At 72.3% G+C, this 20095-nt stretch carries 20 protein-coding genes; 5 read left to right on the top strand and 15 right to left on the bottom strand.

Features of this window, described 5'->3' with window-relative positions:
- Window positions 1-84: 84 nt before the first annotated feature.
- The 3 genes from ABIC29_RS14260 to ABIC29_RS14250 all read right to left on the bottom strand — a co-directional run bounded on the left by ABIC29_RS14260 (window position 85) and on the right by ABIC29_RS14250 (window position 3431).
- Window positions 85-453 carry a hypothetical protein gene (locus ABIC29_RS14260; protein WP_116080254.1) on the bottom strand — a complete coding sequence of 123 codons (369 nt, stop codon included), beginning with the start codon at window positions 451-453 and terminating at the stop codon, window positions 85-87.
- Window positions 454-609: 156 nt separating this feature from the next.
- A complete protein-coding gene (locus ABIC29_RS14255) occupies window positions 610-2283 on the bottom strand; it encodes a cation:proton antiporter (RefSeq protein ID WP_354246357.1) in 1674 nt (557 codons plus the stop codon).
- 176 nt (window positions 2284-2459) lie between these two features.
- Complete coding sequence (locus ABIC29_RS14250; RefSeq protein WP_354246354.1) at window positions 2460-3431, bottom strand: SDR family NAD(P)-dependent oxidoreductase; 972 nt, start codon at window positions 3429-3431, stop codon at window positions 2460-2462.
- Between the two features lie 49 nt (window positions 3432-3480).
- Between ABIC29_RS14250 and ABIC29_RS14245 the strand changes: the two genes are divergently transcribed.
- Both ABIC29_RS14245 and ABIC29_RS14240 read left to right on the top strand, forming a co-directional pair.
- On the top strand, window positions 3481-3828 hold the full coding sequence (locus tag ABIC29_RS14245) for a MerR family transcriptional regulator (protein WP_116080247.1): 348 nt from the start codon (window positions 3481-3483) through the stop codon (window positions 3826-3828).
- A 90-nt stretch (window positions 3829-3918) separates the two neighbouring features.
- Complete coding sequence (locus ABIC29_RS14240; protein WP_354246350.1) at window positions 3919-4488, top strand: sugar O-acetyltransferase; 570 nt, start codon at window positions 3919-3921, stop codon at window positions 4486-4488.
- Window positions 4489-4696: 208 nt separating this feature from the next.
- Here the strand turns inward: ABIC29_RS14240 and hemL are convergent, their stop codons facing one another.
- The 12 genes from hemL to hemE all read right to left on the bottom strand — a co-directional run bounded on the left by hemL (window position 4697) and on the right by hemE (window position 15534).
- A complete protein-coding gene (gene hemL, locus ABIC29_RS14235) occupies window positions 4697-6022 on the bottom strand; it encodes a glutamate-1-semialdehyde 2,1-aminomutase (protein WP_354246347.1) in 1326 nt (441 codons plus the stop codon).
- Complete coding sequence (hemB, locus tag ABIC29_RS14230) at window positions 6019-7017, bottom strand: porphobilinogen synthase (protein WP_116080241.1); 999 nt, start codon at window positions 7015-7017, stop codon at window positions 6019-6021. Before hemB ends, hemL begins: the two co-directional genes overlap by 4 nt.
- A gap of 64 nt (window positions 7018-7081) precedes the next feature.
- Window positions 7082-7858: a uroporphyrinogen-III synthase gene (locus ABIC29_RS14225; RefSeq protein ID WP_502915494.1), complete on the bottom strand. Its 777-nt coding sequence runs from the start codon at window positions 7856-7858 to the stop codon at window positions 7082-7084.
- Between the two features lie 32 nt (window positions 7859-7890).
- Window positions 7891-8868, bottom strand: a complete 978-nt coding sequence (gene hemC, locus ABIC29_RS14220) for a hydroxymethylbilane synthase (RefSeq protein ID WP_354246341.1) — start codon at window positions 8866-8868, stop codon at window positions 7891-7893.
- Window positions 8865-10127, bottom strand: coding sequence for a ferrochelatase (locus ABIC29_RS14215; RefSeq protein ID WP_116080239.1), 1263 nt, complete (start codon window positions 10125-10127; stop codon window positions 8865-8867). The genes hemC and ABIC29_RS14215 overlap by 4 nt, the downstream gene beginning before the upstream one ends.
- Entirely contained in the window at window positions 10127-10864 is a 738-nt protein-coding gene (gene hemQ / locus ABIC29_RS14210) for a hydrogen peroxide-dependent heme synthase (protein ID WP_116080237.1), read from the bottom strand. The genes ABIC29_RS14215 and hemQ overlap by 1 nt, the downstream gene beginning before the upstream one ends.
- A 54-nt stretch (window positions 10865-10918) precedes the next feature.
- Entirely contained in the window at window positions 10919-11572 is a 654-nt protein-coding gene (locus tag ABIC29_RS14205; RefSeq protein WP_354246336.1) for a GntR family transcriptional regulator, read from the bottom strand.
- A 20-nt stretch (window positions 11573-11592) separates the two neighbouring features.
- A complete protein-coding gene (locus ABIC29_RS14200) occupies window positions 11593-11901 on the bottom strand; it encodes a hypothetical protein (protein ID WP_116080234.1) in 309 nt (102 codons plus the stop codon).
- A complete protein-coding gene (locus ABIC29_RS14195; RefSeq protein ID WP_158551716.1) occupies window positions 11888-12292 on the bottom strand; it encodes a phage holin family protein in 405 nt (134 codons plus the stop codon). The genes ABIC29_RS14200 and ABIC29_RS14195 overlap by 14 nt, the downstream gene beginning before the upstream one ends.
- A gap of 10 nt (window positions 12293-12302) precedes the next feature.
- Entirely contained in the window at window positions 12303-12758 is a 456-nt protein-coding gene (locus tag ABIC29_RS14190; protein ID WP_158551715.1) for a YtxH domain-containing protein, read from the bottom strand.
- Window positions 12759-12859: 101 nt separating this feature from the next.
- Complete coding sequence (gene hemG / locus ABIC29_RS14185) at window positions 12860-14389, bottom strand: protoporphyrinogen oxidase (protein ID WP_354246331.1); 1530 nt, start codon at window positions 14387-14389, stop codon at window positions 12860-12862.
- The gene (hemE, locus tag ABIC29_RS14180; protein WP_354246329.1) at window positions 14386-15534 is read right to left on the bottom strand and encodes a uroporphyrinogen decarboxylase; all 1149 of its coding nucleotides are present in this window, start codon (window positions 15532-15534) and stop codon (window positions 14386-14388) included. The genes hemG and hemE overlap by 4 nt, the downstream gene beginning before the upstream one ends.
- A gap of 291 nt (window positions 15535-15825) precedes the next feature.
- On the opposite strand from hemE, the gene ABIC29_RS14175 reads away from it, so the two are divergent.
- From ABIC29_RS14175 to ABIC29_RS14165, 3 genes are all read left to right on the top strand, one after another.
- Window positions 15826-17382 carry a hypothetical protein gene (locus ABIC29_RS14175; protein ID WP_354246327.1) on the top strand — a complete coding sequence of 519 codons (1557 nt, stop codon included), beginning with the start codon at window positions 15826-15828 and terminating at the stop codon, window positions 17380-17382.
- Between the two features lie 395 nt (window positions 17383-17777).
- A complete protein-coding gene (locus tag ABIC29_RS14170) occupies window positions 17778-18506 on the top strand; it encodes a hypothetical protein (protein ID WP_354246325.1) in 729 nt (242 codons plus the stop codon).
- 66 nt (window positions 18507-18572) lie between these two features.
- Window positions 18573-19955 (top strand): glutamyl-tRNA reductase, encoded by a 1383-nt coding sequence (locus ABIC29_RS14165; protein WP_354246322.1) that lies wholly within the window; start codon window positions 18573-18575, stop codon window positions 19953-19955.
- Window positions 19956-20095 lie beyond the last annotated feature (140 nt).

Raw genomic sequence — 20095 nt, 5'->3', positions numbered from 1 at the left:
GCGAGGCCCGAGGCGACGCGCGACGCGACCGCGCGACGGGACCGAAGACGACCCCTGCGGTCGACGACGACGACCCCGCCGACGCTAGTCGGCGTCGACCGGGGTCTCGCCGAGCTTCAGGCGGTCGATGAGCGCGGCGGCGTGATTGGTGCTCAGGATGATGCGGGCGAACTCGCCGCCGGCGAGCTCGAGCACGACGGCCTGGCGCTTGCCCTTGACGATGACGAAGTCGAGCCCGCCGTGGTACTTCCATGCGCCGACGGCCACGACCAAGGGCACGACGCTGCCACGCGTGCGGATGCCGCGGATCCACACCCAGGGGTCGTCGGTGATGGTGGCCGAGCGGATGTCGTCGCGCTGCACCACGATGTCGGCGGAGCGCAGCGAGAGCGACTTCTCGGCCGCGGTGAGGAGGACCTCGATGCGGTCGGAGTGCACTCGGAGCTGGGCCATGCCTCCATCCTGCCCGAGTCGGCGCGGAGCATGGTGGTCGACGCTCCACAAGGCGGTAACGGTTTCTCACCGGTTTCCTCCTGAAACCCGCAACCTCGGTTACACCCCCGCAGCGGCTCCGACACGACGAGCGGATGCCGCGGCATCCGCTCGTGGTCAGTCGGCCGTCTTGGCGCGCATCTCGAGCGCGATCTGCGCCGCATCGAGGTTCGCGAGCTCGTCGGCCAGCACGTCGGCGTCGAACGTGCCGTTGTCGCGTGCGTCGAGCAGGGCCGCCCGCTGCGCCTCGATGACCTCGAGCCGGAAGCGCCGTTCAGCGAGGAACGCCTCCATGCGCGGCTCGCCCTCGGTGCGCTCGGGCTGCGCGATCCCCTCCGCGCTCCCGCGCAAGATCGTCATGAGCCGCGTGCGTTCGTCGAGGGCCTGCGCGTCCAGCGCGGCCTGGTCGACCTTCGGCGCGATGCGGCGCACGAGCGGCCCGATGGTTCCGCCCTGCAACAGCAGCGACATCACCGCGACGGCGAACGCGATGAAGACGAGCACCGGGCGCTGGGGCGTGTCCTCCGGCAGCGTCTGCGCCGCGGCGACGGTCACCGCGCCGCGCATGCCGGCCCACACCACGACGACGCCCTCGCGCCAGCCGAGCGGCTGCCGCCGGAAGTACTCGATGTCGCCGAGGGCGTGGGTGACCCGGCGGGCGAAGCGATCGAGGTCGCGGGGCGTCACCGACCGACCGCGCCCGGAGTTCGCCCGCTCGAGGAACTCCTGCTGACCCTCGGGCGTGGTCATCTTCTCCTGCATGCCCTCGAGCCGCTCCTGCATCTGCGCCTGGCGGCGAGCACGCCGGCCGAGCACGCCGAGCAGCGGCGCGACGTACGCCGCCCGCACGAGGATCGTCAGCAGGAGGGCGCCGGCGGCGACGAGCATCGCCGGGGCGACGCCGGCGTGATCGCGCTGCACGTCGGCGACGATCGCCTGGATCTGCAGGCCCATCGTCAGGAACACCGCGCCCTCGAGCACGAGCTCGACCGTGCGCCAGTTCTGCGAGTCCGACAGTCGGTTCTGCGGCGAGAGCCGGCGCGGCGCGAGGATGCCGGTGACCAGCCCGGCCACGACGGCGGCGACGAGCCCCGACGCCTGCAGCAGCTCGGCCGGCACCGACGCGAAGAACGGCACCGTGAACGAGAGCACCGTGTTGACGGCCGGGTTCGTGACGCGCTTGCGGACGACGAGGTTCAGCCACCCGACGAGCCAGCCGACGACGACCGCGACGACGACCGAGTACGCGAAGGTGCCCACCGTTCCCCAGAACGAGAACGACGCGGCGGTCGCCACGATCGCGGTGCGCAGCAGCACGAGCGCGGTCGCGTCGTTCAGCAGGCTCTCACCGTCGAGCATCGCCACGACACGCTTGGACACGGGCGTCTGCTTGATGATCGAGGTCGCCACGGCGTCGGTCGGACTCACGATCGCGCCGAGCGCGACGCCCCACGCGAACCCGAGGTCGGGGATGACGAGCATGAAGAACACCCCGAGCACGAGCGAGCTCGCGACGACGAGGATCACCGAGAGCCCGCTGATCGCACCGAACTCCCGTCGGAAGTTCATCGTCGGCATCGACACCGCCGACGAGTAGAGCAGCAGCGGCAGCACGCCGGCCAGGATCAGCTCTGGATCGATCTCGATCGAGTCGAACATCGGCAGGAAGCTCGCCGCGATGCCGATCGCGACGAGCACGAGCGGGGATGCGATGCCGAGCCTGGGTCCGAGGACGGTCGCGGCGGCGATCACCACGAACGCGATCACGCCCAGGATGATCAGTTCGTCCACTCGTCCAGACTGGCAGGAAGCACGGCCTTCGGCGAGCGCCCGGCCCGACGTGTCAACCCATCGGCCGGTTGCTCCGGTTCGAGCGCCCGGCCAGGTGCGCTTCCACTCGGATGCCACTGCCCACCCGAGCGAGGGCATCCGCCCCGTCGATCAGCACGAGGGCCGATCGACGGGCATCACGCCTCGTGGTCGACGCGGGTCCTCGAAGAAACGGCTTCGGAGAGGTAGGCGATCCCGGTCAGGTTCTCGGACACGCTCCAGAGCTCTGCTGCCAGTGCGTGATCGGTGGCCGGCGACGCGTACGGAGTTCCGAGCGCGTCGGGGTGTCTCCTCGATCCGGCAGGCCCCCAGAAGAGTTCCGGCGTGACCTGCGTGCTGAGTGCCGCGGCGAGGATGCCGACGGACGCGGGTTCTGGATCGCGGCCGATCACCTTGGCGAGCGTGCGGGTTGCCGCCCGCGTGAGCGCCGTCGGATACGTGGTGTGCAGCGGCGTGCGGGCCATGCCGGGGTGAGTGCCGAAACTGCGTGCCGTGCTGCCGGCTGCGGCGAGTCGGCGGTTCAGTTCGATGGCGAACATCGCGTTCGCGAGCTTCGATCGGATGTACGCGCGTCCGGGGGAATACTCGGCATGGTCGCCCAGGCGCGTGAGATCGAGTTTCGCGCTGGGGTAGAGCGCGGACGACACGGTCACGACGCGCGCGTCCGGTGCGACCAGGAGTGCGGGCAGGAGCCGGCCGGTCAACGTGAAGTGACCGAGGTGGTTCGTCGCGAACTGGCTCTCCGTGCCGTTCCGATCGCGCCCGAACGGGACACTGCTCATGGCGGCATTGAGCACCAGCGTGTGGATCGGCGCGTCGCCGATCTGGTCGGCGAACCGGCGGATCGAGTCGGCGTCGATGAGGTCGAGGTGCGCGATTCGAATCCGATCCCCGGGGGCTCGGAGTTCGGCGAGCAGCGTCTCCCGGATCTTCTCGGCACGTCCCGTTCCACGCGTTCCCACGATGACGTCGGCGCCCGCCGCTGCGAGCGTGCGGGTGACGACGACGCCGATGCCGCCGGCGCCGCCGGTGACGATGGCGCGATGTCCGGTCAGGTCGCGGACTTCGGAGAGCGGGTCGGTCAGTCGCGTGTGCGTGCGTGGTGTCATGCGTGCAGCGTAAAGTCTGACGTCAGCGTCAATGTCAAGAGGAGGCGTCATGAAGATCGGCGAACTCAGTGAACGGACCGGAGCGAGCCCCAGGGCACTCCGCTACTACGAACAGCAGGGGCTCCTGTCGCCCGACCGCAGCGCGAACGGCTACCGCGACTACGGGCCGAACGCGGTCGCCATGGTCGAGACCATCCGCGCACTCCTCGAGATCGGGTTGCCGAGCGCCCTCGTGCGAGACGTGCTTCCCTGCACGGTGGGCGAACGGGCGGAGTCGGCATGCCCCGGGCTCCTCGCCCAGATCGCCGCGCTCCGTGACGACGTGCGCTCGAAGGCGGCACGATTGGAGACCGTCGAAGCATCGTTGTCGTCGTATCTGAAGGACAACGCGGCCTGACCGCGGCGTCAGGCCCTCATCCGCACGCACGCACGGCGCCGTCAGAACGACAGCGCTCAGCCGCCCTCTCCCGATCCACGCTAGGGAATCATGACGCTCGCAGAACTTCTCGCACTCCTTGACGCAGGTGAGACCATCACCGGCGGTTCACCCGGCCACGCGGTCATGCACGACACCAGTCAAGACGCACTCCGCATCGCCGGCGAGCTCAACACCGGCTACCACGAGCAGGCGGAAGTACGGGAACTTCTGGCGCGACTGATGGGCAAGCCCGTCGACGAGTCCGTGACGCTCTTCCCGCCGTTCACCGCGGACTTCGGGAAGAACATCTCACTCGGCAGGCGCGTCTTCATCAACTCGGGCTGCCGGTTCCAAGACCAGGGCGGCATCTCGATCGGCGACGACTGCCTGATCGGGCACAACGCCGTCATCGCCACCCTCCAACACGACTTCCACCCCAGGCGACGCGGCGACCTCATACCCTCCCCGGTGGTCATCGAGCGAAACGTCTGGCTGGGAGCCAACGTCACGATCCTCCCGGGCGTCACCATCGGTGAAGATGCGGTCATCGGCGCCGGCTCCGTCGTCACCAGGAACATCCCCGCCGGCACGATCGCGGTCGGCTCACCCGCACGCGTGGTCCGCACCATCGACGAGTAGGCGGCTTCGCCAACAGGTGCCCGTTCGTGGATGAGCACGCATCGGAGCCGGGCTCGTACCGACGAACCGCGTCGGCGAAGTCGCCCTCGCGGGAGGGCGGATTCTGATGACCGACGCACCAGGACAGGTGGCTGCAGGCTATCGGGGTGCCACAGACGCTTCACGCTCGAGCGAGCTGCGTGAAGATCCCGTCGAGCGGCTCAACCCGTCAGGCGGGGCGAGCGGATGCCGCGGCACGCGCCGCTGCGGGCAGCGCGGCGACGATGCGGTCGATCGCGGCGTCATCGTGCGCCGCCGTGACGAACCACGCCTCGAAGACGCTCGGCGGCAGGGAGACGCCCGCGTCGAGCATGGCGTGGAAGAACGGCGCGTACCGGTAGGCCTCCTGCCGCTGCACGGCGGCGTAGTCGAAGACCGGGGTCTCCTCGCCGAACACGAAGCTGAAGAGGCTGCCGGCGCGCTGCACGCCGTGCGCGACGCCCTCAGCGGCGAGCGCCTCGGAGACGGCGCCGCTGATCGTGGCGGCGGCCCCGTCGAGGTGGGCGTACACCGCGGCATCCGCAGCCCTGAGCGTCGCGACGCCCGCGGCGACCGCGACCGGATTGCCCGAGAGCGTGCCGGCCTGGTAGACGGGGCCGAGCGGGGCGAGCCGGTCCATGATCTCGGCGCGGCCGCCGAGCGCGGCGACGGGCATGCCGCCGCCGATGACCTTGCCGAACGTGAGCAGGTCGGGCGTGTACGCGGCATCGGTCGTCGACTCGAGGCCCCACCAGCCGGCCTCCGAGACGCGGAAGCCGGTGAGCACCTCGTCGCTGATCACGAGCGAGCCGTTCGCATGCGCGAGCTCGACGAGCGCGGCGTTGAAGCCGGGCAATGGCGGCACCACGCCCATGTTGGCGGCGGCCGCCTCGACGATGACGGCCGCGATGCGGTCGCCGTGCTCGGCGAACGCCTCGCGCAGGGCGTCGAGGTCGTTGTAGGGCAGCACGAGCGTGAGTGCGGCGATGTCGGCGGGCACCCCCGCGGACCCCGGGAGCGCGAACGTCGCGAGGCCCGAACCGGCCTCGGCGAGCAGGCCGTCGGAGTGGCCGTGGTAGTGCCCGGCGAACTTCACGAGCAGGTCGCGACCGGTGAACCCACGGGCGAGGCGGATGGCGGACATCGTCGCCTCGGTGCCCGTGGAGACGAGCCGGAGCTTCTCGACCGGGGCGACGCGAGCCTCGACGAGCTCGGCGAGCTCGGTCTCGGCGGGCGTCGACGAGCCGAACGAGAGACCGCGAGCCGCGGCATCCGTGACGGCCTCGATGACGCGCGGGTCGGCGTGCCCGAGGATCGCGGGACCCCAGCCGGCGACGAGGTCGACGTACTCGCGCCCCTCGACGTCGGTGACGTAGGCGCCGCGGGCGCTCACGAGGAACCGGGGCGTGCCGCCCACCGAGCGGAACGCGCGCACGGGCGAGTTCACGCCCCCCGGGATCGCGGCCTGCGCCCGGGTGAAGAGCCCGGCGTTGGTCGTGTCGGCAGCGGCGGTCATGCGAGGTCCCCCTTGCGGATCCATTCGGCCAGTTCAACGGCCCAGTAGGTGAGCACGGCATCGGCGCCGGCGCGGCGGATACCGCGAACCGACTCGATCACCGCGCGCTTGCGATCGATCCAGCCGTGGGCGGCGGCGGCCTCGATCATCGCGTACTCCCCCGAGACCTGGTAGGCCCAGACGGGGACGTCGGATGCCGCGGCCACGTCGGCCAGCACGTCGAGGTAACTGCCTGCGGGCTTGACCATGACGATGTCGGCGCCCTCCTCGATGTCGATCATCGCCTCGCGCAGCCCCTCGCGCCGATTGCCCGGATCGAGCTGGTACGAACGGCGGTCGCCCTCGAGCGTCGACTCGACCGCGTCGCGGAACGGGCCGTAGAACGCCGACGCGTACTTCGCCGAGTACGCCATCAGCACGACGTCCCGGTGACCGCCGCCGTCGAGCGCGTCGCGCACGGCGGCGACCTGGCCGTCCATCATGCCCGACAGGCCGAGGAGCTCGGAGCCCGCACGGGCCTGCTCGAGCGCCATCGCGACATAGCGCTCGAGCGTGGCGTCGTTGTCGACCCGCCCGCGGTCGTCGAGCACGCCGCAGTGTCCGTGATCGGTGAACTCGTCGAGGCAGAGGTCGGTCTGCACCACGAGCGAGCCGGCGGCGGCCTCGACCGCGACGCGCGTCGCCACGTTCAGGATGCCGTCGGGGTCGGTCGCACCCGATCCGCGGGCGTCGCGCACCTCTGGCACGCCGAACAGCATCACGCCGCCGATGCCCGCGGCCGCGGCATCCGCCACCGCCCGCGGGAGGCTCTCGAGCGTGTGCTGCACGACGCCGGGCATCGAGGCGATCGGCACCGGCGAGCTCGCGCCCTCGCGCACGAACATCGGCAGCACGAGCTCGGCCGGATCGAGGCGGGTCTCGGACACGAGGCGGCGCAGGGCCGGCGTCTCGCGGAGACGCCGCGGGCGGATGCGGGGGGCAGGCGTGGAAGTCACCGCACAAGCCTACGTCGCCGCAGTCTGGGAGCCGCCGAGAGCGGCCCGGACCGAGGGCCCGGTGTCAGGCGTGCGCCGTCGCGGCGTCGACGACCGCCTCGATGAGCGACTCCGCGCTGCGCTCGCGCGCGACGACGTCGACGCGGAGTCCGAGCTCGGCGGCGTCGCGCCGGGTCTGCGGGCCGATGGCCGCGACGAGGATCGACTCGGGGATCGGGCCCAGCTGCTGCTGCACCTGCTCGGCGACGCTTCCGGAGGTCACGAGCACGGCATTCACGCGACCGCTGCGCACGTCGTCGATGACCTTCTGCGCGACCGGGACGCCGATCGTGCGATAGGCGACGACCGCCTCGACGCTGTGGCCGGCCTCGGCGAGGCCGATCGAGAGCACCTGCTTGGCGATCGCGGAGCGCAGCGCGAGCACGCGGAGGCCCTGGGCGCCGCCGGTCGCGACCTCCCACTCCTCGAGGAGGCCGTTGGCCGAGTTGTCTTCGGAGGGCACGATGTCGGCGTGGTATCCGGCGGCCACGAGGGCGGCCGCGGTGGTCTCACCGACGGCGGCGACCCTCGTGGTCTCCGGGATCACGGCGTTGTACGACGAGAGCACGTCGACCGTGGTGGCGCTCGTGACGGTGAGCCAGTCGAAGCCGCCGGCCGCGAGCTTCGCGAGCGCCGCCTCGAGCGCCGGCTGGTCGTCGGTCGGCGCGAAGTTGATGAGCGGGGCGATGATGGGCGCCGCGCCGCGGGCGCGGAGCGCGCCGGCGACGCCGTCTCCCCATGGCCCGCCGCGCGGCACGAGCACGCGCCAGCCGGCGAGGGGCTTGCCGGGGTGGGAAGGCAGCCCGATGACCCCGGTGACGGGTTCGAATTCGGTCACGATTCCTCCGGAGCAGCAGCAGCAGCCAATTCAGCGGCACCGTTGCCGAGGAGTTCTGCGACGGCGCGATCGGCGACATCGCGAGCCGCCTCCGCCAGATCGGCGGCTGAGCGGCTCTCGGGGGTCGCGGCATGCGAACTGGTGATGCGCCGGGCCCCGTCGGCACTGTACACGCTCGCGCTGAGGAACAGAAGTTCGTCCTCGAGGAAGGCGGTGACGCCGACGGGCGCCGCGCATCCGGCCTCGAGTCCGGCGAGCACGAGGCGCTCAGCGAGCGCCATGGCGCGCGTGGATCGGTGGTCGACGGCTTCGAGCGCCTGCTCGAGCGCGCGGGTGCCGCGTTCGCGACGCACCTCGATCGCGAGCGCTCCCTGCGCTGCGGCGGTCGGCCACTCGTCGAGCGCGAGCAGTTCGGTCGCGGCATCCGATCGCCCGAGGCGGGCGAGTCCGGCGGCGGCGAGCAGCACGGCGTCGAGTTCGCCGGACTCGACCTTGCCGAGGCGGGTGTCGACGTTGCCGCGGATGTCGAGCACCTCGAGGTCGGGGCGCACGGCGAGCAACTGCGCGATGCGGCGCGGCGAACCGGTGCCGACGCGCGCGCCCTCTGGCAGCTCCTCGAGCGAGAGGCCATCTCGGGCGCAGAGCGCGTCGCGTGCATCCGCGCGCTTCGGCACCGCACCGAGGCGGAGGCCCTCGTGGTCTGCGGTCGGCAGGTCCTTCATGGAGTGCACGACCACGTCGCAGCGGTCGGCGAGCAGTGCATCGCGCAGGGCCGTGACGAAGACGCCGGTGCCGCCGAGGGAGGCGAGCGAGGCCCGCGAGACGTCGCCCTCGGTCGTGACCGGCACGAGCTCGATCTCGGCCTTGGCCGCGAGGCCGAGGCGCTCGGCGATCTGCTTCGTCTGCGCCATCGCCAGCGCGCTCGCCCTGGTGCCGACGCGGATCACGCCGCCGGAGCCGGAGCCGCCGCTCACGGCGCGATCCCCGCGAGCGCCGGACGGAATCCGAGGCGCACGTTCTCGCAGCAGCCGGGGCGGCAGACGTCGTACCAGGGGCCGAGTTCGGTGACGGCGGGCCGGTCGGCGACCGGGGTGCCGTTGACGCGCTCGAGCACGAGGTCGACCAGGCCCGCGACGTACGCGGGGTGGGTGCCGGGCGTCGGCACGCGAACGGCGTCGAGTCCGTGCTCGCCCGCGGTCTCGAGCGCCTCGTTGTCGAGGTCCCAGAGCACTTCCATGTGGTCGCTGACGAAGCCGAGCGGCACGATCACGATCGCCTTGCGGCCGGCGGCCGGGAGCTCGGCGATCGCGTCGTTGATGTCGGGCTCGAGCCACGGCATCGAGGGCGGGCCGGAGCGCGACTGGTAGACGAGCTGCCACGGCACGTCGGTCGCGCCGGCATCGCGCATGACGACCTCGGCGACGGCGCGGTGCTGCGCGGCGTAGGCGCCGCCCTCGCCGAACCCGCGGTCAGCGGGGCCGGACTTCGCGGCATCCGTCGACGGGATCGAGTGCGTCGCGAAGAGCACCTCGATGTCGGTGGCCGGATTCAGGTCGGGGTTCGCGGCCACGAGGCCGGCGATGCCGTCGCGGACGCCGTCGATGAACGGCGTGACGAAGCCGGGGTGGTCGAAGAACTGGCGCACCTTGTCGATCTGGATCACGTCGCCGAGCTGCGTGTCCTCGAGCGCGTCGGCGAAGTCCTCGCGGTACTGCCGGCAGCTCGAGTACGAGCTGTACGCGCTCGTCGCGATCGCGATCAGCTTCGTGTGGCCGGCGGACTTCGCCTCGTCGAGCGCGTCGTTGAGGTAGGGATCCCAGTTGCGGTTGCCCCACAGCACGGGCAGGTCGATGCCGCGGCTCGCGAGCTCGGCCTCGAGCGCCGCCTTCAGCACGCGGTTCTGCTCGTTGATGGGGCTGATGCCGTCGAAGTGGCGGTAGTGGTGCGCGACCTCCTCGAGGCGCTCGTCGGGGATGCCGCGCCCGCTCGTGACGTTGCGCAGGAACGGGATCACGTCGTCTTGACCTTCGGGCCCGCCGAAGCCGGCCAGCAGGATCGCGTCGTACGCGACGGGCTCCGTCACGTGCTCGGCTCCGCCCTGGGCTGCGGGCGTCGCGCCTGGCACGAGCGCTCCGGCAGCGCATGGGGCGGATGCCGCGGGGGCCGGCTTGCGGCCGCGGGGCGTCGTGCCCGCGGCATCCGCACCGGTCGAACCGAGGTTCACGGCTGCCATTACTGCAGCACCTCCACGAGCTCGGCGGTCGAGATGCGGCGGCCCGTGTAGAACGGCAGCTCGTCGCGCACGTGTCGGCGCGCGTCGGTGGCGCGCAGGTCGCGCATCATGTCGACGAGGTCGGTGAGCTCGTCGGCTTCCATGGGCAGCAGCCACTCGTAGTCGCCGAGGGCGAACGCCGAGACCGTGTTCGCGACCACGCCGCGGAACGAGGCGCCCTTGCGCCCGTGCTCGGCGAGCATGCGGCCTCGCTCGCCCGGATCGAGCAGGTACCACTCGTAGCTGCGCACGAACGGGTACACCGTGAGCCAGTCCTTGGGCTCGATGCCGCGGAGGAACCCGGGCACGTGCGCCTTGTTGAACTCGGCGTCGCGGTGCACGCCCATGGCGTTCCACGTCGGCAGCAGCGCTCGCAGCAGGCGGGAGCGGCGCAGTTCGCGCAGCGCCCACTGCAGGCCCTCGGCGGTGTCGCCGTGGAGCCACAGCATCACGTCGGCGTCGGCCCGGAGGCCGGAGACGTCGTAGATGCCGCGAACGGTGACGCCTTCTTCTTCGACGAGGGCGATCATGCCGTCGAGTTCCGTGACGAATCGCGGCACGTCGTGGCCGTCGAGGTCGTCGGGGCGTGCGGGATCGCGGCGGAGCACTGCGAACACCGTGTAACCCACAGGAGACTGCTCGGCGTCGGATTCGGTCTGGAGCGCGTCGGCTGCCGCTTCGGCAGCGGGGGATGACATGTCCCTAGTCTCCCCCTTTCGGACGCATCGGCCAAAAAATGCCGAAGATCCGACTCATCGCCGGCCGAGGAGCAGGGCCGTCGAGTGGTCGAGGTGCTCGCGGATCGCGTCGGGCCCGCGCGACTGCACCGCGTCGATGAGCGCGCGGTGCTCGGTCACGAGCGACTCGAGCGTGTAGTGCGGGCGCACGTGAAGCAGGAACAGCAGGATCTCGCTGCCGATCGCGGCGTGCGCCTCGATGATGCGGGGGCTCCCGGATGCCGCGACGAGCGCCGCGTGCAGCTCGAGGTGCACGCGCTCGGCCTCGAGCCAGTCGGCGCAGGCGGCGAGCCGTTCGAGCGCGCCGCGCGCCGGGGCGAGCACGTCGTCGGGCCAGGCCGTGCCGTGGCGCTCCCGCGCGATGCGGATCGCCTCGGCCTCGAGCGCGGAACGCAGTTGCTGCAGCGCGATGATCTCGTCGGGGCCGAACGCCGCGACCCGCACCCCGCGGTACGGCAGGGCGACGGCGAGGCGCTCGCTCGCCAGGCGCTGGAACGCCGCGCGCACGGTGTGCCGCGAGACGGCGTAGCGTGCGGAGGCCGCCTCCTCGCGGAGCGGTTCGCCCGCCGCGAGACGCCCGCTCAGGATGTCGTCGCGCACGGCTGCGGCCACGCGATCGACGGCGGTCGCGTTGCGCGCGTCGTCGGCCGCGGCATCCGCTCGGCTCATGTGCCGTTCAACTGCCCGGTTCAGTCGTCGGAGGACGACGCCCGCACGATGAGCCAGACGGTGACGCCGACCACGGTGATCGCGCCGGCAGCCACGGCGAGGAGCGTGCCCGGCGCCTCGTCGGCCATGCGGTCGATCTTCGCCCGGAGCGCGCGGCCCTTGCGCCTGGCCTGCTTCGGCAGGTTGAGCTTGTCTTCGAGGGCGTTCAGCGTCTCGGCGAAGTCGGCGCGCGCCCGTTCGGACGCGACGCGGGCCTGCACGCGGGTGAGGTTGCGCTCGCGCTCCTTGTCGGTGCGCTTGGAGGGCTTGGGTGCGTCAATGGCGGTCATAGTCACCCGTTCCCTTCAGCGCGTCGAGATCGGCCTTCAGGCTCTCGACGGACTCGAGCGGTTCGCTGCCGCGCTTGAAATTGAGGTACGCGATCCAGAGGAGCACCGCGATGATGAGGAGCAGGATGCCGCCGACGGTGAGCGCAGCGGCCCACGGGGGCATCACGAGCGCGAACGCGAAGATCGCCGCCGTGATGAGCGTGAACAGCAGGAAGATGCCGACCACGGCGGCTCCGGCGACGAGGCCCGCGCCGATGCCGAAGTGCTTGAGCTTGTAGGAGATCTCGGCCTTGACCTGGTCGATCTCGGCGCGGACGAGCGTCGAGACCGTGTCGGGGAGCTCCCCGATCAACTGGAACAGCGAACGCTCGTCGTTCGTGGGTGCGGGCATCGATCCGACCTCAGGATCCGGACTTCGTCGATCGCGGCTTCGCGGCGGACGTGCCGGCCGGCTTCGCGTCGGGCTTCGCGGAGGCCGCTGCCGTATCGGCGGCCTCGTCGATGACCTCGTCGATCTTCGACGCGGCCTCGTCGACCGCGTCGCGCGCCGCCGTCGCCGCCTTCGAGACACCGGACTTCGCCGAGCGGGCGCCGGAGCGGACATCCTGCTTCGAGGCGCCGGACGCCTTCGTGGCGTTGCCGATGAAGCCCTTGACGTTGTCGAGCACGGCGTCGCTCACGCTGCCGACGCGGGCCATGGCGAACTCCTTCGCCGAGTCGACGCCCTTCTGCACGGTGGGCGTGTTCCACACGCTCTCGGCGGCGCTCTTGATCTGCTCGTACCGCTCACGGCCGGCGCGCGTGCCGAGCACGTACCCGACACCGACCCCGACGACGAAGAGGATCTTGCCCTTCATGTGCACCCCATTCCCCACAGCGCGTTGTGCGACGTCATTCCAGCGTAGACCCAGCGACGTCTCGCGCAAGGGGGTTGCCGGGGCAAAATATGCCGTTACGGCTATGCGTTCGCGGCGGGGCCGACGGCCAGGTGCCGGATGCGTGCGGCGGCCGCGATCGCGTGCGGAACCACCGATGCGAGGCCCGTGCCGGCGACCCAAGATCCGGTCACCTCGATGCCGGGTTCGGCGGCGAGGGCGTCCTCGAGGGCGCGCACGCGGTCGCGCTGGCCGATCGTCGCCTGCGACAGCGCATCGCGCCAGCTCGCCCGCCCGAGGGCGAGGATCGCGTCGGCGTCGAGGGCGACCCCGAACAGCGCCGACGCATCGGCGAGCGCGAGGGAGCGAACGTCGGCGTCGGCCAGCCCGTCGAGCGGGTTCGGCTCGCCGGCACGGCCGTACGAGAGCCGCACGACGTGTCGGCCGCCGGTGCGCGCGGCGAGCCATGGCCACTTCGCGGTCGAATGCGTCATGGCCTTCGCGGTCACGCCTGGGGCGTCGGCGGCGACCAGCACGCCGGTTCCGCGGGGTGCGTCGTCGAGCGCGGGGGCATCGAGCACGAGGGTCACGATCTCGATGGATGCCGCGGCCGGCCATGCCGTGACCTCCGCCCACCCCTCGAGCGCGTCGACGAGCAGGTGGCGCGAGGACGCGGCGGGCGAGGCGAGCAGCGCGAACCGTGAATCGACGACGAGCTCGGTGCCGGCCTGCGCCGCCCCGGCGGGCCCGGCGGGCCCGGCGGCAGGTTCGCCGGCGACGGTCGCGGTCACGCGCCAGCCCTCGTCGGTGCGCACGAGGTCGGTGACCTCGGCGCCCGTGACGACGTCGACGTCGAAGCGCCCGAGCTGCGCGACCAGGGCGTCGACGAGCGTGTGCATGCCGCCGGCGAGCCCCTGCACCGCGGCGCCGGCCTTGCGTTCCTCGAGCAGCTGGCCGACCCCGCCCGACAGCGATCCCGTGCGGGTCATCGCCTCGTTCAGGCCGGGAGCGACGACATCGAGGTCGAGGTCGTCGGGGTTCGTCGAGTAGACGCCGGCCGAGATCGGCGTCACGAGGCGGTCGAGCACCGCCTCGCCCATGCGATCGCGCACCAGCCTGCCGAGGCTGTGCGCCCTGCCGATGCGGAGGATCGGCTTCAGTCGGTCGAGGTACGCCCGGCTCGACCCGTTCCACCCGATGATGCGGCGCACGTCGTCGCCGAGCGGGTTCGCCGGGATGCCGAGCATGCCGGTCCTCGGCAGCGGGGCGGCGTCGAGCTTCGCGCCCGGACCGCGCTGGCCGCCCGCGGGCCACACGAGCCAGGCTCCTGCGGGGTTCGGCGATTCGACGGCGTCGGAGAGCCCGAGGTCGGCGATGAGCTCGGCGACCGCTCCCCCGCGGGTTGCGAACGACTCGGCGCCCGAGTCGAGGGTGAGGCCGTCGAGCTCGAGGCGGCCGACGCAACCGCCGACCACGACGCGGCGCTCGAGCAGGGTGACCTTGAGGCCGATCTTGGCGCACTCGAGCGCGGAGACCAGGCCGGCGACCCCGCCGCCGACCACGACGACGTCGGTCGTGCGGTGCTCCTGCTCGGCGCGGGGCTCGTCGGTCATGCGCCGGCCTCGTGCACGAGCTCGACGACGCGCGTGAGCACGGTCGGGTCGGTCTCGGGCGGAACGCCGTGCCCGAGGTTGAACACGTGGGCCGGAGCGGCGGTGCCGCGCCGCAGCACGTCGCGCACCGCGGCCTCGAGCACGGGCGCCGGTGCGGCGAGGAGCGCCGGATCGAGGTTGCCCTGCAGGGGTACGCCCTCGCCGACGCGGGCGACCGCGACATCCAGCGGGACCCGGTAGTCCACGCCGATGGCGTCGACGCCGATGCCGTGCATCGCGGCGAGCAGTTCGCCGGTGCCGACGCCGAAGTGCACGACGGGCACGTCGCGGGTCGTGCGCGCGCCCGCGGCATCCGTCACCTCGTACGAGAGGTCGTGCACGTGCGCGAGCGCCTTCGCCGAGGCGGGCGCCACGTGCGTCTCGTAGTCGGCGAGCGAGAGCGCGCCTGCCCACGAGTCGAAGAGCTGGGCTGCGGATGCGCCGGCCAGCACCTGCGTGCGCAGGAACCGGCCCGTGAGCTCGGCGGTCCACTCCATGAGCGCGCGCCACGCACCCGGGTCGGCGTGCATGAGCGTGCGGGCGGCGAGGTGGTCCTTCGACGGGCCGCCCTCGGCGAGGTACGCGGCGAGCGTGAACGGCGCCCCGGCGAAGCCGATGAGCGGCGTCGCCGTGCCCGATCCGTTGTCGGTCGTGTTCAGCTCGGCGACCGTGCGCTGCACGGCCTCGGTGATGGGGGCGGATGTCTCGTCGAGCCGCGCAGGGTCGATCGCCGTCAGCTCGGCCACGCCCGCGGCATCCGCGTAGCCCCGGCCGAAGACCGGCCCGCGACCGGGCTGGATCTCGACGTCGACGCCGACGAGCTTCAGCGGCACCACGATGTCGCTGAAGAAGATGCCGGCATCGACCTTGTGGCGGCGCACCGGCTGCAGCGTGATCTCGCTCGCCATGGCCGGGTCGAGGCACGCGTCGAGCATGCGGGTGCCCACGCGCAGGTCGCGGTACTCGGGCAGGGACCGGCCCGCCTGGCGCATGAACCACACGGGCGTCGTGTCGGCCCGTTCTCCCCGGTAGGCACGGATGAGTCGAGCGTCGCCCGTGAGGCCGGCGGAGAGGGGGTGCTGCGCGGAGAGGATCACGCCTGACATTGTCGCGTATCGGGCTGGGAGGCCCCCCTCACTGGGGTGGGGAAAGCGTCATCACGGGCCCGGATCGGTTGTTAGCGTCGAGAGGACCCGACGTCCGGCGTCCCCGCTTCACCCGAAGAGCGCCGACCGACGGCCACCCGACCTCCGGCGTCCCGACGCCGGGGAGACCCCGAAGGCCCGCGCCCACGCCCCCGCACGCGCGAGCGGACCCGTGCACGAACGCGCACTCCGCACCTTCACGTTCGTCGCGGCAGCGCCGCCGCGCGCGCCAACCACCCGACCAGGAGAAGCATGTTCACCAAGACCATCGCGGCAGGCGGCGTCGCGGGCATCGCGCTCGCCCTCGCCGCCGTCGCCGTTCCCGCCCAGGCAGCACCGCTCGGCGACTGGGACTTCAGCGACACCCGCATCACCGGCCACGCCGCCCGCACGGCCGAAGGCCTGCACATCTGGACCGAGGGCTCGACCTCGACCGACAAGGTCGCCGGTTACCTCGACGTCGACCTGCCGCTCGCGAGCACCCTCACGGGCGGCGTCGACTACACGGCGACCATCGACGGCGCCGCACCCGGCGCCCAGTTCGTCGTGGACATCGACGGCGACGGCACCGGCGACGGCATCCTCGTCGGCGAGCGCGTGTACGGCGAGAACTGGTGGCTGTCCAACAGCTCGACCGCGGCGTTCAAGGCCCTCGACCCGTCGGGCGCTGAAGACGGCGGCAACGGCTCGGCGTACTTCGGCACGCTCGCGCAGTGGGCGGCCGCCGCCCCCGCCGCGCGCATCGTCAAGGTCGGCTTCAGCCTCGGCTCCGGCGTCCACGGCGACGGTGTCGTGCACGCGGTCGTCGCCGGTGGCACGCGCTACACCTTCGACGGCTACACGCTGTCGAGCTGCGCGACCCCGGTGACCCTCCCGGCCGTGACGGCCGCGGAACTGGGCTCGTGGACCGTCAAGCCCGGCACGACCCCGACGTGGCAGGACGGCGCCGTGCGCCTCGCCGCGACCGACTCCGGTTCGGCGTGGGTCAAGCTGGCGCTTCCGGCGGGCACCGACCTGTCCGAGCTGTCGCGCCTGGCGGCGAACGGCGAACGCTCCGGAATCTGGTGGGGCGGCATCATCCTCGAGGGCGGCGACCTCACGGCGCAGCTGCACTTCGACGACGACGGCCGGTTCTGGACCGACCAGAAGGGCATCTTCCCCGCCGCGTCGCTGAAGGGCGGCTACTACGAGAGCCGCGACCTCGCCGCCGACCTCGAGTCCGACCCGGAGATCGGATCGATCAAGGTCTACGTGAACGCCGGCGCCAACAGCATCACGCTCACGAGCGTGGACTACGGATGCTCCACGCAGCCGTTCACCGCGAAGGTCGACGCGGCACCCGAGGAGCCCGAGGCAGCGGAGCCGTCGCTCACGGCCGACGTCGCCACGATCGTCGCCGGCGGCACGGTCACCCTGACCGGTGCGGACTTCCCCTCCCGCGCCGCCGTCGCATTCGAGCTGCGCTCGACGCCCGTCGAGCTCGGCTCGGTCGTCGCCGATGAAGACGGCGCGCTCGCCTTCGCCGCCGTCGTTCCCGCCTCGACGCCCGCCGGCGACCACGAGATCGTGGCGATCCTCGAGGACGGCACCGAGCTGAGCGTCCCCCTCACGGTGACGGCCCCGGTCGGCAGCGGCTCGGGCAGCACGCCCGCCGCGGGCGACTCGACCGACACCGCAGCCGCCGGCCTCGCCGACACGGGCTTCGAGTCGACCGGGCTCGCGCTCGGCGGCCTCGCCGCGCTCCTCCTCGGCGCCGGCGCACTCGTCGCGATGTCGGTCCGTCGTCGCGCGGCGGGCGCGCGCGGCTGATCCCCCGCATGCATGCGAACGGGCCCGTCACCTCGCGGTGGCGGGCCCGTTCGTCATCCCGCAGCACGACGCCTTCGGGCGTGCTCAGATGAGCATTCTTCGCCGGCTCTCCACAGTTTGTTGATGACCCTTACATTCAGGCGACGGGGGCGCTACAGTCGGACACGTTGTGCGCCCCCTCGCACGGCGACGCGCCCTAGGTGGCGTGCCTCCGCCCCCCACGGAGTACTCGACGACGTGTCCCTGCTCGTGTTCCCCCCTTTGTCCCCCGCGCCGACGTTCGGTCGTGCGGTGCGACGCTGCGATGCGTCGTACCCACGCTCGGGCAGCGTCGCATCAGCCGAGCAGGGCACGTCGCCCACCCAGCAGCAGCACAGGGCCGCCGGGCCTCGACGATGAACGCCGACGCGCACCATCGCACGGGCCTCACGGTGCTCGTCGCCGCCATCGCGGGCCTCGTCGTCGCCGCGCTCCTCGCCGCGGCCCCCGAGGTCGACCACCTGGTGACCGGGCTCCCGGTCGTCTCCGCGCCGCGCCTGCTCCCCCTCGTGATCGCGACGGCCGCCGCCGCCACGGCGATCGCCTTCGCGATCGGCGCACTCGGCAGGGCGGCGCGCAGCACCGCGCGCAGCACCGCCCTCGCGCGGTCGTTCGACACGGCGGCGGCGTGCGGCATCCGCACCGCCGAACTCGTGCCCCGCATGAACGAGCTCCGACTCGACGGCGCGACGCCCGTTCGGCTCGGTCGCCGCTATACGGTCGCCGTCGACGACCTCGGCGTCACCCTCTGGGACGGCGGCCACCGTCGACCCCGCCGGGTCGACTCCTACCCCTGGCGCGAGGTGCGCAACATCCGCGCTGATTCGGTCGTCATGGGCAGCACCGTCGTGTCCGTCCTCGTGCTGCGCGTGCGCCGCCGCAAGAACAGCGTCGAGCTGCCGATCGTGTTCGCGGCGCGCGGTGTCGGCCGCTACGCCCTGTCCGATGCCGCGTTCTTCGCGATCGTGCGCGACTGGAAGGCCAGGCACCGCGTCGCCCTCGCCGCCGAAGGCCTCGAGGTGCCGCCGCTGACCGCGCCGATCCCCGTGATCTCGGCCGAGATGCTGGCCGCGCACCGCAGCTGACGCGCCCCGTCGCGCTCAGGGACCGCACTGGGCAGACCCCCGTCCGGCAGCGAGTAGAATCTCCGCGTGCTCATCTGTCTTACTGCGAGCCATAAGAACGCCGGGTTCGACATGCTCGAGCGTCTTTCGGCCAGCTCCAACCAGGCGGCACCGCGCATTCTGGACGGCCACGACGCCCTGCAGGGCGCGGTCGTCATCTCCACCTGCAACCGCTTCGAGGCCTACCTCGACCTGGCGGCCCCCGAGGGCTCGTCGCCGGTCGAGGTCGTGCACGAGGCCGTGCGAGCGGTCGGCGCGGTCGCCGGACTCGATGCTGCCGAGCTCCGCACCACATTCGGCTTCGTGCACGGCAACGCCGTCGCCGGCCATCTCTTCTCCGTCGCATCCGGCCTCGAATCCGTCGTCGTCGGCGAGGGCGAGATCGCCGGCCAGGTCCGTCGGTCGCTCGAGCAGGCTCGCTCCGACGGCACAACGACCCCCGAGCTCGAACGCCTCTTCCAGCGCGCGTCGCAGACCTCGCGCCGTGTCAAGAACGAGACCGAGCTCGGCGGCGAGGGCCGCTCCCTCGTGCGCCTCGCCCTCGACCTCGGCGAGAGCCGCATCACCGACTGGGCCAAGACCCGCGTGCTGCTCGTGGGCACCGGCCGCTTCGCCGGAGCCTCGCTCGCGGCGCTCCGCGATCGCGGGGCCACCGACGTTCGCGTGTACTCGCCGTCGGGCCGCGCCGAGAAGTTCGCGATCGGCCACGGCATCGACGCGGTCGCCCACGACGAGTTCGCCCTCACGGCGGCCACGGTCGACGTGATCGTCACCTGCACGACCGTCGAGCACCACGTCGTCGACCGCGAGCTGCTCGCCGCAGGCCGCGCCGAGCACGAGCGCGTCGGCGCGCTGCCGCGCATCGGCCTCGACGCACCCGCGCCGGCCGCCGACATCCGCCAGCTCGTGATCGACCTCGGCCTGCCGCGCAACGTCGCACCCGACGTCGTCGAACTGCCCGGCGTCGAACTGCTCGACCTCGAGACCATCAAGATCCACGCGCCGCTCGAAGAGCTCGGGGCGACCGATGCCGCGCGCGCCATCGTGCTGCGCGACGCACGCGCGTTCGGCGAGAGCGGCGAGGAGCAGCGGCTCGCGCCGGCCGTCGTCGCGCTGCGCAAGCACGTGTTCGACATCCTCGACGCCGAGATCGAGCGCGCCGCCTCCCGCGGCGACGACGACGGGCGCACCGAGGCGGCCCTGCGCCATATGGCCGGCGTGCTGCTGCACACCCCCATGGTGCGCTCGCGCGAACTCGCCAGGTCGGGCGACCAGCAGTCCTGGATCGACGGGCTCGAGGCGATCTTCGGCGTCACGGCGCCGGTCGAGTCGGCCGGTGCAGCCGGCGCGGGCGAGTACGGCCTGTCCGACGCACCCGACGCCGTTCGCCGCACCGGCTCTGCGGGCTGACTCGAGAGCCGGCCGCGGCTCGCGGGACGAACCGCGGCGGTACCCGTGTCGCGGGACCCGCCGCCCGCGGGCGCACGCGAGCACCTCGCCGCCCCTGTCCTGAGGCTGAGAGCCCTCGTCCGTCGCGATAGCGTCGGAGG

Origin of the sequence: Agromyces sp. PvR057, assembly GCF_040547485.1 — a bacterium.
Taxonomy (GTDB): domain Bacteria; phylum Actinomycetota; class Actinomycetes; order Actinomycetales; family Microbacteriaceae; genus Agromyces.
The sequence above is the reverse complement of the archived record's forward strand: the minus strand, read 5'-3'. Positions and strand labels throughout refer to the sequence as shown.